We start from the raw sequence: 15919 nt of genomic DNA on the forward strand, positions 1-15919 counted from the left end.
GCGAGGGCATGTTTGCAGCATGGCTGCAGGATTAACTTGCCCTGACCTTAAACGCCAAAAACGCTCGGAGATAGTTATGCCCCCTATGGATACTGAGCAACAACTGGCGGCCCGTCTGGCCATCCTGGAAAACCCTGAAGCGCATGACTGCACGGTCTACCGCGCCGATGAACAGGACCCGGACGCCGAGGAAGTGGATCTGGGTGATGCCAAGGTGCTGTTCTGCGGCCCGTTCGAGGCCCCGGCCGATTGGGATGCGGCCGAACGTGAAGACTATTTCGGCGAAAGCGCGCCTGAGCTGTTCGTCAATGCGCGCATTGAGAGCGACGCCAAGCCAGGCAGCGCCGCTCATTTCACCGTCGACATCGGTGATTACGTGGCGGCTCAGCTTGGCGAGGGTGAAGTTGTGATGTTCTACGTGCACGACTACCTGGAAGACGACAGCGGCTGTACCTATATCCTGCTGCGTGATGAGGAAGTGCTGGAGTAACTCCCCGCAACGCGCTGAGCCTGTGGGTTGGGTTCAGCGCATTTTCGATGCCTCCGTCTGTCTGTCGTGTGCTCTGTAGTACCGGGCTATTACCCGTGCCCGGCTAATCGGGATAACACTCAGGGCTTCTCAAATCGGATAGGGAGCAGGCTCATGGCAGCGAAGAAGATCCTCATGCTGGTCGGCGATTACGTCGAAGATTACGAAGTGATAGTGCCTTTTCAGGCGCTGCTGATGGTCGGTCATCAGGTGCATGCAGTCTGCCCAGATAAGACTGCCGGGCAGAGCGTGCGCACCGCCATCCACGATTTTGAAGGCGAGCAGACTTACAGTGAGAAGCCGGGGCATAACTTTGCCCTTAACTTCGACTTCGCTCAGGTTAAGGCCGACGATTACGACGCCCTGTTGATCCCCGGTGGTCGTGCCCCGGAATACCTGCGCCTGAATGCTCAGGTGCTGGCGCTGGTGCAGGCCTTCGACAAGGCCGGTAAACCCATTGCAGCGGTGTGCCACGGCGCGCAATTGCTCGCTGCTGCTGGCGTGCTCAAAGGCCGCGAATGCAGCGCTTATCCGGCCTGTGGCCCTGAAGTAACCCTGGCCGGTGGGCAGTACATCGATATTGCTGTGGATCAGGCTCACGTACAGGGCAATCTGGTCACCGCCCCGGCCTGGCCGGCGCATCCCAACTGGCTGGCGGCGTTTCTCGGCCTGCTGGGTACGCAGATCACGCTATAAACGTCTGGGCAAGACCGCAGCCTGGATGAAATCCGGGTAGCGTCCGCGAGTGAAGGTCCCGGATTGCAACCGGGCTACGTACATATTAGGGCCTGCTTGCAGGCCCCTGTCGTCGAGGAGCCGCCATGTGCGAGCTGTATGTCAAAGCCGACCCAATTCTCTATGAATCCCGCGCCCGCTCGCTGCGCATTCGGGGCGTGGTGACGACGTTGCGCTTGGAAAATCAGTTCTGGGACATCCTGCGTGAAATCGCCGAAGTTGATGGTATGACCACCAATCAGCTGATCAGCAAACTGTATGACGAGGTGATGGACTACCGTGGCGAGGTGGTGAATTTCGCCTCATTCCTGCGCGTCAGCTGCACCCGCTACCTCAGCCAGCGCCGTGCGCCGGCCGAGCTTAGCCTGGTGCGGGCGATCCAGGCTTAAACGCCAGTGGGGATACGCCGCGCAGGGTCACCCAGCGGGTGACTGAGGGCATCAAAGAAACGCAGCTCTACATTCTGCTCGGCGAACAGGCTGGCGTAGTGCTGTTTCTGCTGCGCGATAAACAGCGGGTTGTGCGGGTAGATCGAGATCGCCAGGGTCTTCAATCCGGCCTGCTGCAAGGCCAAGATCAGGTGTTGATCCTGCGCGCCGAGGCTATGGCCGAAGATGCACAGCCTGTCTTTGGGCAGCGCCAGCTGGCCGTAGCAGAATGACAGGTAGTCGGAACTGCGAATGGCCTTGAGCTTGTCCGCGCTGCTGCCTTCATTGACGAACAGCGGAATGTCGCCCAAGTGGTTGATGGCGAAGCTGGCCAGCAGGGTGCTTTCCGATGAGGTGAGCATGCGCGTGCTGCCATCAAGGTTCTTCACCAAATGCATGCCGCCATGCAGGTAAAGCATGCGTGTGACAGTGTCTTGGCGGGCAGTGTTTCCCAGGTCAAAGGTTGAGTCTGGGCCACGGAACAACTCTTCAAACGCCTGCGGCGTTTGCATCACGGCCCAGTAGTTGAGCAGGTCGTAATTGCCGGAATACACCGTTTGATACTGGCTAAGTGCGCTATTGATCCGCGCCAGGCTGCTTGCTTGCATCTGGCTCCAGGGAATACGGCGCGCATGGCATGGATCAGCGCTTCTTTAATGGCGAAGTAGCGATGGCGCGGCGAGGAAGAGTTGATGGTCAGCGCGGCATTGACCCGAATGCTGTTTTTCAGCGCACTCAGAACCTGCTCAAAGTTGCTGGTATCCAACGCCCGGAACACGCTGAGCTCGGTGGGGCTCAGTGGGCGATTACGCGTAGTCTGCGCTTCGTCAAACAGCGAGAAATAGGCAAACTTGCGCCACACCGCCAGGCTTGCGCCATTACCGATCAGCAGCTCGGGGAAGTTGATGCTGTGACTCAGGGCGGTCCAGTTTTCCAGTTCGCCAGTAAATGCCGGGAGTTCCATAATTGCTATTCGTCGCCTTGGCCGTGTCAGCGCGCGACTTTAACATGGGGCGCTGGTACATCCGCAGGCGGCAGTGGTGCAACATCTACAACTAGTGCGGGTGTGTTTTTTCAACAAGCCGGCTGTATGCAGGCCGCCTGACTAATGAGGTGAATGATGAACAACGAATTAGTGATCGAAGATATTCAGCTGGGTGACGGTAAAGAAGTGGTCAAAGGTGCACTGATCACCACCCACTACAACGGTTACTTGCAAGACGGCAGCAAGTTCGATTCTTCCTATGATCGCGGCAAGGCTTTCCAGTGCGTGATTGGTACTGGGCGAGTAATCAAGGGGTGGGACATCGGCATGATGGGCATGAAGGTCGGCGGCAAACGCAAGCTGTTCGTACCCGCACACTTGGGCTATGGTGAGCGTGAGTTCGGTGCGCATATCAAACCCAACTCCAACCTGATTTTCGAAATTGAGCTGCTGGAAGTGCTCACGCGCGATGAATGAGCCATCGGGTTGGCTTGGCCAGCATCCGCTGGCCTGCCTCAGCCCTACACTCGATTCGCCTGCAGGCGCACGTTATGTGTCTGGGCGCTTTACCGTCGATCAAACCCACTGATCATTGCGCTTGCGCCGCACGCGCAGCAGGGTGGGCAAGATCAAACCGGCGGCCAAGCCGACACCGGCGATGCCGCCGCCGTAGACCATATAACGCATCAGCACTTGCTGGTTTTCTTCGCCCAGTTGCGCTTGCAGTTGACGTAACTCGGAGTTGCTCTGGCTCAGTTCGCTGTCCAGTGCCGTGCGCGTTGCTTGTAATTCGTCGATCAGGGTTTTGCGTGAGTCCAGAGTTTCCTGCATACCCTGCACGCGGGTTTCCCAGGTGGTGTTGATCGCCTCCAGCTCTGCGCTTAGCTCGGCGACGTTCTGTTCCAGCTGCGGCAGCCTTTCGGCTTGGCCGGGCACGTCTTGTAGGTCACGGCTGGCAATCCACACGGCATTACCGTTGTCGCCCTGCACTTGGCTGTAATTGCCGTCGCTGCGTAGCAAGGTGACGCGTTGCCCGGAGGTCATTGTGCCGACGATGCGGTAGCCGTCGGTTGGGCCGCTGCGCACGAAGGTGTTCAGGCTGTCGCTGACCCAGCGTGTGCCGCTTGGGGCGTCCTCGGCGTGCGTCGCAGCGCTGGCCAACAGGCACGCGCTGAGGATGAAGGGAGGCAGTGCGGTGAGGCTGGCGGGGAGGTGACGGGATAGGGGCATGGGGCAATTTTCACATGGCGGTGAGCGAAACCCTTTAAACGGGTGTGATAACGCCGGCCAGGCGACTTGGCGTAAGCAGCTATGCGCTTAGGGTGGAAGGCTGCAGCGGGGCTACCCCGCAGGCAAATGGTCATGCAATCCACCCTCTGGGCCGACAGCAGACAGACACTGCCAGCGTATGGGGAGTTCACTTGCCGCCGGGTGATGCTTGCGAGCGTGCGCTTGGGGTTGCGGGTGAATTCGGCGCGTTATCGCAGCGCCGCCCTTGGCTGCAGGCTATCAAGCGCTGGTTAAGAGGCTTCAGCGCTGGGCTTAAGCGTCACGTTAAAGCAGGTCCCGCCCTCAGGCCGGCTGTGTACTGAGATCAGCCACCCTTGTTTGGCGCAAATGCGCTTTACCAGCGACAACCCCAGCCCTAGGCCTTCACCGCGCGCCTCGGGGCCTCGCACAAACGGCTGGAAAATCGCCTCGTGATGCTCTTGCGCAATACCTGCGCCACGGTCTTCCACGCAAAAACCACCGTCTTTGAGCACGAGGCGCACCAAGCCGTGTTCGCTGTAGTGCAGGGCGTTGCGCAATAGATTGGCCATTACCGTGCTGAGGAACGTGGCGTTGTAAAGACCACTGTCGCGGCTTTCTTGTTGGCACTCAAAGGCTAAACCCTGATCGCTGAACATCGGTCCCCAGCGCTCGACCTGCTCGGCGGCGACACGGGCGAGGCTGCTGTCGGCAACAAAGGCGGTTTCATTGGCTTTGCTTCTGGCCAGTTGCAGAAAGGTTTGCACCAGCTCGCGCATTTCCTCGCCGGCTCTGGCAATGCGCTCCAGCTGCTTACGTTCGCGAGGTGACAGCTTGGCTTCCGCGAGCAGCTCACAGGAGGTGGTGATGATCATCAGCGGGGTGCGTAATTCATGGCTGACATCGCTGGTGAACAGGCGCTCGCGCTCCAGGGACTGGCGCACCTGGCCCAGGGTGCTGTCAAAGGCGGCGGCCAGTTGGCCCACTTCATCATCGGGATAGTCCGGTGCCAATGGCGGGGCCAAGCTGTGCAACTGATCGCGATGGCGAACCTGTTGGGCCAGGCGGCTGACGGGGGCCATCACCTTGCGTGCCATGACAATGCCCAGCGCCCAGGCACCTAAGACGGTCAGCAGAAACCCGGCCAGTACGACACTGAACAGTGCCTGCTCGCGGGTTTCAAAGTCATGCTGCTCTTGCTCCAGCAGATAGGTGTTGCCATTACGTTTCTGCACGTAAACGTAAAACGCTTTTGGCGGCTCAAACACCTCGTTGAAGCCCGCCGGCAGTTCGGCGTACTGCTCGGGGATAGCATAGCCTGGGAGGTTGGAGGCAAAGAGTCGGGTGCTGGCATCAAGGCGTGGGGCGTTGCCCTGCTTGAGGTCTTCCTGCAGCACCGTGTCCAGTTCGCGGCTTAGCTCACGCGACACCAGGTGTTCCTCAATCAGGTGCACCACCGCCACGATACTCAGGGAAAACAGCCCGCTGACCAGCGTAGTCATCAGCACAAAAGCGATGAGGATGCGCCGCGCAAAGGGCTGCTTAGACGCCATTGGTGTGCTCCGCCAAGCGGTAGCCAACGCCATGTAGGGTGTGCAGCAGGGGTGTGGTGAAGGGCTTGTCGAGGACTTGGCGCAGTTGATGAATATGGCTGCGCAGGCTGTCGCTGTCGGGGCTGTCGTCGCCCCACAGGGCTTCCTCCAGCGCCTCGCGGCGAATCACCGCCGGGCTTTTCTGCATCAGTACGGCCAACAGTTTCAGGCCGATGGGGTTGAGCTTGAGCGGTTGGCCCGCCCGGCTGACATGCAGCGTGTCGAGGTCATAGACCAGGTCGGCCACTTTTAATTGGCGTTTGCGGCTGCCTTGGCTGCGGCGCAGGATGGCTTCAATGCGCGCCACCAGCTCGGACAGGGCGAAGGGTTTGATCAGGTAGTCGTCAGCCCCGGCATTTAAACCCTGCAAACGGTCATCAAGGGCGTCGCGGGCCGTCAGCATCAGGATGGGCACCTCATTGTGGCCATCTTCGCGCAGGCGTTTACACACCTGGTAACCGTTAATGCCGGGCAACATGATGTCCAGCACGATGAGGTCATAGTGGCCGCTGCTGGCCAGGTGCAAACCACTCAAACCATCCTGCGCGCAATCGACGCTAAAGCCTTTGAGCTGCAGGTAGTCGAGTATGTTGGCCAGAATGTCGCGGTTGTCTTCAATGACCAAAATACGCATGGGGTGTTCCTTCTGGCGTGGCCGTTTTTCACATCATTTGCAGAGGCGCCTGCAGCTGTTGCACGCAGCGGGCGCGTTTATCCTGGCAGGATCATACGATGGCTCGCCCTCATGTCGCGCAACTTCGTGAGTGGTCACTTATCGTGCTGGCGCTGGGCGTGGCGGGGTAAATAAGGCGCTTAAAACAACAAACCCGGCGCGCGGCCGGGTTTGTGTTAACGCAACAATGCTTACTTGATCTCGACGGCCAGGCTGTCGTGGATCTTCTTGTTCCAGATCGCCGGGCCGGTGATGTGCACCGATTCGCCCTTGGTGTCGACCGCCACGGTAACGGGCATGTCTTTGACCTCGAACTCGTAGATGGCTTCCATGCCCAGTTCTGGGAACGCCAGCACGGTGGACTTCTTGATCGCCTGCGAAACCAGATACGCAGCGCCGCCAACAGCCATCAGGTACACGGCTTTGTTGTCCTTGATCGCTTCGATGGCAATCGGGCCGCGCTCGGACTTGCCGATCATGCCCAACAGTCCAGTGCTTTCGAGGATCTGCCGGGTGAACTTGTCCATGCGCGTGGCGGTGGTTGGGCCGGCTGGGCCGACGACTTCTTCGCGTACCGGATCAACCGGGCCTACGTAATAGATGAAGCGACCTTTCAGGTCGACCGGCAGCTGCTCACCCTTGTTGAGCATTTCCACCATACGCTTGTGCGCGGCGTCGCGGCCGGTGAGCATTTTGCCGTTGAGCAGGACGGTTTCGCCCGGCTTCCAGCTCTGCACGTCTTCCGGGGTGAGGGTGTCGAGGTCGACGCGGCGCGCACTCGGGCCGGCTTCCCAGACGATTTCCGGGTAGGCGGACAAATCCGGCGCTTCCAGCTCGGCCGGGCCGCTGCCGTCGAGCACGAAGTGGGCGTGACGGGTGGCGGCGCAGTTGGGGATCATGCACACCGGCAGGCTGGCGGCGTGGGTCGGGTAATCCATGATCTTCACGTCGAGTACGGTGGTCAGGCCGCCCAGACCCTGGGCGCCGATACCCAGCTGGTTAACTTTTTCGAACAATTCGAGGCGCATCTCTTCGATCTTGTTCTGTGGGCCGCGGGCTTTCAGCTCATGGATGTCGATGTGCTCCATCAACACTTCCTTGGCCATCACGGCGGCTTTTTCGGCGGTGCCGCCTATGCCGATGCCGAGCATGCCCGGCGGGCACCAGCCAGCACCCATTTCCGGCACTGTTTTCAGCACCCAGTCGACGATCGAGTCGGACGGGTTGAGCATGGCCATCTTCGACTTGTTCTCGGAGCCGCCGCCTTTGGCTGCGACGTCCACTTCCACCTTGTCGCCAGGGACGATGGAGTAGTGGATTACGGCCGGGGTGTTGTCCTTGGTGTTTTTGCGTGCGCCGGCTGGGTCGGCGAGGATCGAGGCGCGCAGGACGTTTTCCGGCAGGTTGTACGCGCGGCGTACGCCTTCGTTGATCATGTCGTCAACGCTCATGGTGGCGCCGGTCCACTGCACATCCATACCAACGCGGATAAACACGGTGACGATGCCAGTGTCTTGGCAGATCGGCCGGTGACCGGTGGCGCACATGCGCGAGTTGATCAGGATCTGCGCCATGGAGTCGCGCGCGGCCGGGGATTCTTCCTTTAAATAGGCCTCATGCATGGCCTGGATGAAATCCACGGGGTGGTAGTAGGAAATAAACTGCAGGGCATCGGCGACGCTCTGAATCAGGTCGTCTTGCTTGATCACGGTCATGCTGTGCGCTCCCTTTTGTGTGGGTAGGAGTAGGGCAGGAACTTCGAAGAGCGCTGGGCATACCCGGCGCAGGCTTATCAAGGCCAGAGGCAAGATAAAAAGGCGCGGCAGTATAGCGCGCACACCGCTGTGCGGACACCTTGGCAGGCTTAGATCATGGTCGCTGATCGGTTAATGGCGTCGAGTAATTGACTAGGCATTCTGTGATCACGGGGGTAGAGTGGCGGCTAGATGCCAGTATGGGACGGAGCCCATAAACCCATGAGCCTTAGCACTCGAACGGGTACCCGCAGCACTCTACAAAGCCTGCTGCTGAAGCGCTTCGGCATGGCAGTGGCCACCTATGCACTGACTGTACTGTTGTGTGTGGCCGGGGTGTATGCCGGGTTGTTTGACGCCTCGCCGGTCGCGGTTCTGACCGTCACCGCCTTGGTTGTGTTCAGCCAGTTAGTCTTTCTCGCGGTGTTTCTGTCCCGCCTCAATCTGCGGTTAGCCGACCCCAGCCTGACTGAGCCGCAAGTGTTGGCGGCGTTGACCTGGCTGACCGTCTTGCTCTCGCTGTTCGGTGAAGGGCGCGGCAGCATGTTGGTGATCTACATGCTGATTCTGCTATTCGGCGTGTTTCAGTTGCGGCCCAGGGTTTTCGCCCGTTGTGCGTTGTTTGCTTTTTTTGGGTTTGCTGGGTTGAACCTGTATGAGGGCTATACCCTGCAGCTGAGTGCACCGCGTATGGCGCTGATGCAAACCAGTGTGCTGGCGGTGGTGCTGGTTTGGTTGTGCTTGTTTGCCAGTTATACCCAGGCCATGCGCCAGCGTATGCGTCAGCGCCGTTATGCCCTGCAGGCGCACCAAGACACGCTGCGCGGTATGATGCGCCAGCTGGAAGATTTGGCCGCCACGGACGAGCTAACCGGCTTGTGCAATCGTCGGCACTTCCTGCGTCTGGCCAGTATCGAATTGGAAGGGCTGCGTGGCAGCAGTCAGCATGGCCTGGCGCTGCTGGACCTAGACCACTTCAAGCGAATCAATGATGTTCATGGCCATTCCGCCGGGGATCGCGTGCTGCAGACCTTCGCCGCTGTAGCCCGCGCCTGTTTGCGTGACGGCGATGTGTTGGCCCGCTATGGCGGCGAAGAGTTTGTTTTGCTGCTGCCCAATACCGAAGCCGACCAGTTCAGTGCCTGTTGCGAGCGCCTGCGCGAGGCCTTTAATCGCGCCGAGCCACTGGGCGTGAAGGTGGCCAATTTGAGCGTTTCCATCGGCATGACCCTGCTGACCGCGCACGATGACCTGGACGAAGCCCTGCAGCGAGCCGATCAAGCGCTGTACCAGGCCAAGCGAAAAGGGCGTAACTGTTGTGCGGCAACCTGGGAGGATGCAGATGCCTGAGTTGCGCGTCGCCGAGCGCAGCCTTGAGGTCGCCCCCGCCAGTAACCTGCTGGACAGCCTGTTGGCCGCTGGCATCGCCGTGCCCTACAGCTGCCGTGCCGGTAGTTGCCATGCCTGCCTGGTGCGCTGCGTGGGCGGTGAGTTGCGCGATGACAAACCGCAAGCGTTGGACGATGCGCGGCGCGAACAGGGCTGGCGCTTGGCCTGCCAGTGCCGAGTCGTTGAGGACGTGCAGGTCGAGGTGTTTGACCCGTTGCGTGACGCGGCCCCGGCCGTTATTCACCGTTGCGACTGGCTTAGCTGCGATGTGCTGCGCCTGCGCCTGACCCCACAGCAGCCACTGCGCTACAGCGTTGGCCAACACCTGCAACTGTGGACGCCCAGCGGGATTGCTCGCCCTTACTCCCTAGCCAGCGTGCCGAGTGAAGATGCTTGGTTAGAATTTCATATTGACTGTCGTCATAACGGCGCGTTCGCCACCGCGGCGCGTGCCTTTCAGCCTGGCGGCAACCTGCGTTTGGGGGAGTTGCGCGGCGCGGCGCTGCACTATGATCCGGACTGGCAAGCGCGCCCGCTGTGGCTGATGGCTGCTGGCACCGGGTTGGCGCCGTTGTACGGGGTGCTGCGTGAGGCACTACGCCAGGAGCATCAGGGCGCTATTCGGGTTATTCACCTGGCTCATGATGCATCTGCACATTATCTGGCTGAGCCCTTGCGAGCGCTGGCTGCAAGCCACCCGCAGGTGCAGGTCGAGCTGCTTGTGACGGCCGAGTTGCCGGCTGCTTTGGCCGAACTGCGCCTTGTTTCACGGCAAACCATCGCCTTAGTCTGCGGCCACCCTGACAGCGTTGAAACCTTTGCGCGTCGTCTGTACCTGGCGGGTCTACCGCGTAGCCAGGTTTTCGCTGACGTGTTTTTGCCCCATGTGCGCTAGCGGGCTTTGCTTGCTGGTCTGCTGTTAGCCTGCCCTGAGGAATGATGATGAGTGAGCACCTGTTGGTTGAGCGCGAGCAAGGGCTGCTGACCCTGCGCATGCACCGCCCCGACAAGAAAAATGCCCTGACCCGCGCCATTTACAGCGGCATGGCTGAAGTGTTGGCGCAGGCTGATCAGGATAAAAGCGTGCGCGCCGTGCTGATCACCGGCAGCGACAGCTGCTTTACCAGCGGCAATGATGTTGCTGACTTTGTCCAGGCGCCACCCAGTGGGCTGAGCAGTGAAGTGTTCCAGTTTATGCTGGCGCTGTTCGAGTTCAGCAAGCCGGTGGTCGCGGCGGTCAGTGGCCCGGCTATAGGCATCGGCACGACCATGCTGCTGCATTGCGATCTGGTTTATGTGAGCCGTGATGCCACGCTGAAGATGCCCTTCGTCAACCTGGGCCTGTGTCCTGAATACGGCTCTAGCCTGATCCTGCCGCGCCTGCTTGGCCACGCCCGCGCTGCCGAACTGTTGCTGCTCGGGCAGAGCTTTACCGGTGAGCAGGCCGCCGCCTGGGGCATCGCCAATCAGGCGCTGGATAGCGGCGTGGCAACCCTGGCCAAGGCCCGCGAAATGGCCCTGCGCTTCCAGCAATTGGCACCGGCTGCAGTGGCGGACAGCAAGCGCCTGATGCGTGCGCCGGATCGCGAGCAACTGCGCCGGGTTATCGAGGAGGAGGGCGCATTGTTCGGCCAGCGTTTGCGCTCACCGGAGGCCATCGAAGCACTGACGGCCTTTATAGAGCGGCGTGTGCCGGACTTCAGCAGATTCGGCTGATGCTTTTAGGCAGACAAAAAAGGCCGCTCGATTGAGCGGCCTTTTTGCGTTGCAGCGCGGTGTTACACCAGCGCTTCACCGACATGCAGCAGCTTCATGGTGTTGGTGCCGCCGATGGTGTGGTAGCTGTCGCCCTTGGTCAGGATCACCCAGTCACCGGCTTGCACCACGCCGCGCTTGAGTAGCTCGTCTACCGCGGCCTGGCTGACCTGGGCCGGTTGCAATGCTGCAGGGTCGAACGGCACGGTGTAGACGCCGCGGAACATCGCCGCACGGGCCTGGGTTTCACGGTGCGGAGAGAAGGCGAAGATCGGCACCGAAGAACGGATGCGCGACATGATCAGCGGGGTGTAGCCACTTTCGGTGAGGGCGATAATCGCTTTCACACCGGGGAAATGGTTAGCCGTGTACATGGCTGCCAGGGCGATGCTTTCGTCGCAGCGCTCGAACTCGGTGCCCATGCGGTGGCTGGATTTTTTGCTGGTTGGGTGCTTTTCCGCACCCAGGCAGATGCGCGCCATGGCCTGCACCGCTTCCAGCGGGTAGGCGCCTGCGGCGCTTTCTGCCGAGAGCATCACCGCATCGGTGTAATCGAGCACGGCGTTGGCCACGTCGGAGACTTCGGCGCGAGTCGGCATCGGGTTTTGGATCATCGACTCCATCATCTGCGTGGCCGTGATCACCGCCTTGTTGTGGCGACGTGCGTGCAGAATGATTTTCTTCTGGATGCCGCACAGCTCGGCGTCGCCGATCTCCACGCCCAGGTCGCCACGCGCGACCATCACGGCGTCGCTGGCGCGGATCAAACCGTCGAGGGTTTCGTCATCGGCTACGGCTTCGGCGCGTTCGATTTTGGCCACCAGCCAGGCGGTGCCGCCGGCTTCATCACGCAGCTTGCGTGCGTAGTGCATGTCGTCGGCATCGCGCGGGAAGGACACGGCCAGGTAATCCAGCTCCATCTCGGCAGCCAGTTTGATATCGGCTTTGTCTTTCTCGGTCAGCGCCGGCGCAGTCAGGCCGCCGCCACGGCGGTTGATGCCTTTGTGGTCGGACAACGGGCCGCCGATGATCACTTCGCAGTGCAGGGCGTCTGCGGTGGCGGTTTCTACTCGCATTACTACGCGGCCGTCGTCGAGCAACAGCTCGTCACCCACACCGCAATCCTTGACCAGATCTGGGTAGTCGATGCCGACGATGTCTTGCGTGCCGGCAGTCAGCGGGTGGCTGGTGGAGAAGGTGAAGCGGTCGCCTACTTTGAGCTCGATACGCTTGTTGGCGAATTTGGCGATGCGGATTTTCGGGCCTTGCAGGTCGCCGAGCAGCGCCACGTGGCGGCCATGTTTGGCGGCCAGCTCACGCACCAGCTTAGCGCGGGCTTTGTGCTCATCGGGCGAGCCGTGGGAGAAGTTCAGGCGGGCGACATCTAGGCCGGCGATGATCAGCTGTTCGAGAACCTCGGGGCTGTTGCTCGAAGGGCCGAGGGTGGCGACGATTTTGGTGCGGCGAACGGTCATGCACAGACTCCTCAGTTGCAAACTCACACGAGGCTACTATGCCGTAACCCTGTAGTCATTGTTCCTCTGCACTACCTTGGGCGACTGCGCGAATGATTGCGCGCTGAGCCAGTGGCAGCTGACATTGCCGGCCACAGGACAGGGCGCTGCAGAATTTCCCCGGGCAGTCGATACACTGCTCATCGGAGGAGGGGCTTATGCGAATACTGTTTATTGTGTTGTTGCTAGTGGGCGTGGCGGGCTGCAACCGTTACTCGTTTGATCACCATCTCAACAGCGCCTACGAGGCCTATGACCGGGGTGAATGTGAGACCGCTATTCTGTCGTTGTCTAAAGCCGAGCGTAACAGCCGTTCGCGGCGCTACATGCAGCCGGAAATCTCCCTGTTGCGGGGCCAGTGCCTGGAGCGCCAGGCGCTGTTTGTCGATGCCATGCAGACGTATCAATTTATCGTCACCCACTACCCGGCCAGCGAGTACGCCTACCGCGCCCGCGCCCGCATGGAGACGCTGCGCGAGTTAGGCCATGAGGGTTCAGGTACTGCGCTCAAGGTCATGCCGGTTAAGCCTTGACGGATGCCCTTCATTGCTCGTAGAAGGCTATATTCGGCAGTAAGCTGAGCGTTTTCGGGAGGGATTCCATGCGCATCTTGTTGTGTCTATTACTGTTACCGGGGTTGGCGGCAGCAGAGATTTATCGCTGGACGGATGCCAACGGCCAAGTGCACTTCGGCCAACGCCCTGCAGCGGCTGGCGCCGAAAAGATCGAGGTCAAAACGCAGGCTGTTGAGCCCGACCCGTTGGCCCGAGAGCGGCAAGAGCGGACCAATCGGTTTTACGATGCTCGTCGCGAAGAGCAGGCGCAGGCTTCGGCGGTCGCTGCCGAGCGACAGGCAAAGCGCGCCACGGAATGCCGCGAACTGCGCAGCCAGCTCGCCTCGATGCCCGAAGGGCGTCGCTATTATCGTCCCGAGGCGGACGGCCAGCGCAGTTATTACACGGATGATCAGCTCGATACCGCTCGTCAGCAACTCCGTAATCGGGTGTCTGAGCGCTGTTCCTGAAACTGGTTTAAGTGCAGTAGTGGGGCCATACTCAATGGCCGTCTATAGCGATTTGCCACTATGCCCAAGCATATTCAGCGCAGTATCGAACGCCATCAGTTGCCTTACTACTTGAAGGTGTTCAATCGCATCACCGACAAGCCCATGGGCTACATCGGTAACGTTTCCCTGGATGGTTTGCTGCTGATCAGCCAGCTGCCCTTGCTGGTCGGCGCGCGTTTCGACATGCGCTTGAAGATTCCAGGGCATGCCGCGCCGCACTACATTGATTTCTCCGCCACCTGCCAATGGTCCCGCGAGGATGTTACTCCCGGCTGCTATGACTCAGGCTTCGCCTTGGTGGCACCGCCAGCGGACTATGTTGAGATGGTCGATGCGCTGCGCCATTACTTCAGTTTCCGCTCTGTGGCTGCGCCGGTCTGAGCACGTACCGTGCTGACTTCTGGCATTAAAATTAGCCAGAGTCTTTTTTAACGTCGCGCAGCGACGGTCCAAGGATGGCTTTCAGGCATAGCCGAGCATAAAAAAACCGCCTTTAAAGGCGGTTTTTTTATTGCCAAGCCGTTTAGGCGTTGGTGCCCTGATCAAGCTGCAGCAGAGCATCGGAGCGGGACTGCACTTCGCGGTAGCGCTCAGCGTCGCTGGCCAGAACGGCGCCCATTGCTGGGAATATCTCGTTCAGCTTGCGGCGCCATTGCTCGGATTTCGCCTGCTCACCGAAGCAGCGCTGAATCAGATCAAGCATGATCGACACCGTTACCGACGCGCCGGGTGAGGCACCCAGCAGCGCGGCGAGCGAGCCGTCTTGGGCGGCGACCAGCTCGGTACCAAACTGCAGAATGCCGCCGTTTTTCGGGTCTTTCTTGATGATCTGCACACGCTGGCCAGCAATCTCCAGGCGCCAGTCTTCGGCTTTGGCTTCGGGGTAGAAACCGCGCAGTGTCTCCAGGCGCTTCTCTTCGGATTGCAACACTTCCTTGACCAGGTAACGGGTCAGGTCGAAGTTATCGCGGGCCACGGCCAGCATTGGGCCGATGTTGTTGAAGCGGATCGACAGCGGCAAGTCGAGGAGCGAGCCACGCTTGAGGAACTTGGTGGTGAAGCCGGCGTAGGGGCCAAACAACAGCGAGGTTTTGCCCTCTACAACGCGGGTGTCCAAGTGCGGCACCGACATCGGTGGCGAGCCAACAGCCGCCTGGCTATAAACCTTGGCCTGGTGCTGTTTGACGATCTCAGGGTTGTCGCAGCGCAGCCACTGGCCGCTGACGGGGAAGCCGCCATAGCCTTTGCCTTCCGGTATACCGGACATCTGTAGCAGCGGCAGTGCGGCACCACCGGCGCCGAGGAAAACGAACTTGGCCTGGATTTCACGGCTGTTGTCGCTTTGCAGGTCTTTGACGCTAACGCGCCAGCCGTTGCCGCTGCGCTTAAGGCCAACAACCTTCTGGTTGCACCTCACCTTGGCTTCGCTTTGTTGCCCAAGGTGGTCGAGCAGGTGGGTCGTCAGTGCGCCGAAGTTAACGTCGGTGCCGGCCATCACGCGGGTCGCCGCGATGGGCTCGTTCGGGTCACGGCCCGGCAGCATCAGCGGCATCCACTCGGCCATGGTGGCACGGTCTTCGGTGAACTCCATATCCTTGAAGGCGTGGTGGGTGGTCAGCGCTGCAAAGCGCTTTTTCAGAAAGTCGATGCCTTTCTGGCCACGAACGAAGCTTAGGTGCGGAACGGGATTGATAAACGACTTGGGTGAACCAAAGCGGCCTTTCTCGACCAAGTAGGCCCAGAACTGCTTGGATTCCTCGAACTGAGTGTTGATGCTCAGCGATTTTTTGATGTCGATCGAACCGTCGGCGGCTTGCGGGGTGTAGTTCAGCTCGCACAGCGCCGCATGGCCGGTGCCCGCGTTATTCCACGGGTTAGAGCTTTCCAGCGCCCCGGAAGTCATCATTTCGAGCACTTCCAGCTTGATCGCCGGGTCGAGCTCTTTCAACAGTACGGCCAAGGTCGCACTCATGATGCCGGCACCAACCAGCACCACATCCATTGTTTCGTAATCGTTTTGCGCCATTACCACTTCTCCGCAAACCAGCACTCAATAGACGTTAGTCAGCTTGTGTATGCACACAACCAATCAGCAGCCGGTGAGGTATCCAGGATTGAAGGAAGCAGGCTTCTGGGTGCAGATGCCAACCGCGAGATCGTTCATTTTCGCCACACTCTTGTGAAGTTTTCCAAACCGTTTTTCCACGCTCTTTTGGAGTCGTGAACCTCAAAACACGTCTGCTTGAACCGA

The 15919-nt window shown here is 60.0% G+C and carries 16 protein-coding genes and 1 pseudogene; 10 read left to right on the forward strand and 7 right to left on the reverse strand.

Annotation, left to right across the window (positions count from 1 at the left end):
• Nucleotides 1-76: 76 nt before the first annotated feature.
• From AC0J6G_RS01720 to AC0J6G_RS01730, 3 genes are all read left to right on the forward strand, one after another.
• Nucleotides 77-490 (forward strand): hypothetical protein, encoded by a 414-nt coding sequence (locus AC0J6G_RS01720; RefSeq protein ID WP_475250689.1) that lies wholly within the window; start codon nt 77-79, stop codon nt 488-490.
• A gap of 153 nt (nt 491-643) precedes the next feature.
• Complete coding sequence (locus AC0J6G_RS01725; RefSeq protein WP_475250690.1) at nt 644-1225, forward strand: DJ-1/PfpI family protein; 582 nt, start codon at nt 644-646, stop codon at nt 1223-1225.
• Between the two features lie 125 nt (nt 1226-1350).
• On the forward strand, nt 1351-1653 hold the full coding sequence (locus AC0J6G_RS01730) for a ribbon-helix-helix domain-containing protein (protein WP_475250691.1): 303 nt from the start codon (nt 1351-1353) through the stop codon (nt 1651-1653).
• On the opposite strand, the pseudogene AC0J6G_RS01735 reads toward AC0J6G_RS01730, so the two are convergent.
• Nucleotides 1650-2656: pseudogene (locus tag AC0J6G_RS01735) on the reverse strand (DUF4917 family protein). The gene AC0J6G_RS01730 and the pseudogene AC0J6G_RS01735 overlap by 4 nt on opposite strands.
• 156 nt (nt 2657-2812) lie before the next feature.
• Between AC0J6G_RS01735 and AC0J6G_RS01740 the strand changes: the two are divergent.
• Complete coding sequence (locus AC0J6G_RS01740) at nt 2813-3154, forward strand: FKBP-type peptidyl-prolyl cis-trans isomerase (protein ID WP_475250692.1); 342 nt, start codon at nt 2813-2815, stop codon at nt 3152-3154.
• 99 nt (nt 3155-3253) lie between these two features.
• On the opposite strand, the gene AC0J6G_RS01745 is transcribed toward AC0J6G_RS01740, so the two are convergent.
• The 4 genes from AC0J6G_RS01745 to AC0J6G_RS01760 all read right to left on the reverse strand — a co-directional run bounded on the left by AC0J6G_RS01745 (nt 3254) and on the right by AC0J6G_RS01760 (nt 7905).
• Complete coding sequence (locus tag AC0J6G_RS01745; RefSeq protein ID WP_475250693.1) at nt 3254-3907, reverse strand: TIGR04211 family SH3 domain-containing protein; 654 nt, start codon at nt 3905-3907, stop codon at nt 3254-3256.
• Between the two features lie 290 nt (nt 3908-4197).
• Nucleotides 4198-5478 carry a sensor histidine kinase gene (locus AC0J6G_RS01750; protein ID WP_475250694.1) on the reverse strand — a complete coding sequence of 427 codons (1281 nt, stop codon included), beginning with the start codon at nt 5476-5478 and terminating at the stop codon, nt 4198-4200.
• Complete coding sequence (locus tag AC0J6G_RS01755) at nt 5468-6151, reverse strand: response regulator transcription factor (RefSeq protein ID WP_475250695.1); 684 nt, start codon at nt 6149-6151, stop codon at nt 5468-5470. The genes AC0J6G_RS01750 and AC0J6G_RS01755 overlap by 11 nt, the downstream gene beginning before the upstream one ends.
• Before the next feature lie 230 nt (nt 6152-6381).
• Nucleotides 6382-7905: a fumarate hydratase gene (locus AC0J6G_RS01760; RefSeq protein WP_475250696.1), complete on the reverse strand. Its 1524-nt coding sequence runs from the start codon at nt 7903-7905 to the stop codon at nt 6382-6384.
• 261 nt (nt 7906-8166) lie between these two features.
• Between AC0J6G_RS01760 and AC0J6G_RS01765 the strand changes: the two genes are divergently transcribed.
• Genes AC0J6G_RS01765 through AC0J6G_RS01775 form a run of 3 tightly spaced genes read left to right on the forward strand, consistent with a single transcriptional unit; the run spans nt 8167 to nt 11049 of the window.
• On the forward strand, nt 8167-9294 hold the full coding sequence (locus tag AC0J6G_RS01765) for a GGDEF domain-containing protein (RefSeq protein ID WP_475250698.1): 1128 nt from the start codon (nt 8167-8169) through the stop codon (nt 9292-9294).
• The gene (locus tag AC0J6G_RS01770; RefSeq protein ID WP_475250700.1) at nt 9287-10228 is read left to right on the forward strand and encodes an iron-sulfur-binding ferredoxin reductase; all 942 of its coding nucleotides are present in this window, start codon (nt 9287-9289) and stop codon (nt 10226-10228) included. The genes AC0J6G_RS01765 and AC0J6G_RS01770 overlap by 8 nt, the downstream gene beginning before the upstream one ends.
• Before the next feature lie 47 nt (nt 10229-10275).
• A complete protein-coding gene (locus AC0J6G_RS01775; RefSeq protein ID WP_475250702.1) occupies nt 10276-11049 on the forward strand; it encodes an enoyl-CoA hydratase in 774 nt (257 codons plus the stop codon).
• A 62-nt stretch (nt 11050-11111) separates the two neighbouring features.
• Here AC0J6G_RS01775 and pyk read toward each other — a convergent pair whose 3' ends face one another.
• Entirely contained in the window at nt 11112-12563 is a 1452-nt protein-coding gene (pyk, locus tag AC0J6G_RS01780; protein ID WP_475250704.1) for a pyruvate kinase, read from the reverse strand.
• A 197-nt stretch (nt 12564-12760) separates the two neighbouring features.
• Between pyk and AC0J6G_RS01785 the strand changes: the two genes are divergently transcribed.
• The 3 genes from AC0J6G_RS01785 to AC0J6G_RS01795 all read left to right on the forward strand — a co-directional run bounded on the left by AC0J6G_RS01785 (nt 12761) and on the right by AC0J6G_RS01795 (nt 14049).
• On the forward strand, nt 12761-13135 hold the full coding sequence (locus AC0J6G_RS01785; RefSeq protein WP_475250706.1) for an outer membrane protein assembly factor BamD: 375 nt from the start codon (nt 12761-12763) through the stop codon (nt 13133-13135).
• 68 nt (nt 13136-13203) lie between these two features.
• Entirely contained in the window at nt 13204-13626 is a 423-nt protein-coding gene (locus tag AC0J6G_RS01790) for a DUF4124 domain-containing protein (RefSeq protein ID WP_475250708.1), read from the forward strand.
• Between the two features lie 60 nt (nt 13627-13686).
• Nucleotides 13687-14049: a PilZ domain-containing protein gene (locus AC0J6G_RS01795; RefSeq protein ID WP_475250710.1), complete on the forward strand. Its 363-nt coding sequence runs from the start codon at nt 13687-13689 to the stop codon at nt 14047-14049.
• A gap of 142 nt (nt 14050-14191) precedes the next feature.
• On the opposite strand, the gene mqo is transcribed toward AC0J6G_RS01795, so the two are convergent.
• Nucleotides 14192-15694, reverse strand: coding sequence for a malate dehydrogenase (quinone) (gene mqo, locus AC0J6G_RS01800; RefSeq protein WP_475250712.1), 1503 nt, complete (start codon nt 15692-15694; stop codon nt 14192-14194).
• Nucleotides 15695-15919: the final 225 nt, after the last annotated feature.

It is taken from the genome of Pseudomonas sp. TS_SC_3, from assembly GCF_056156225.1.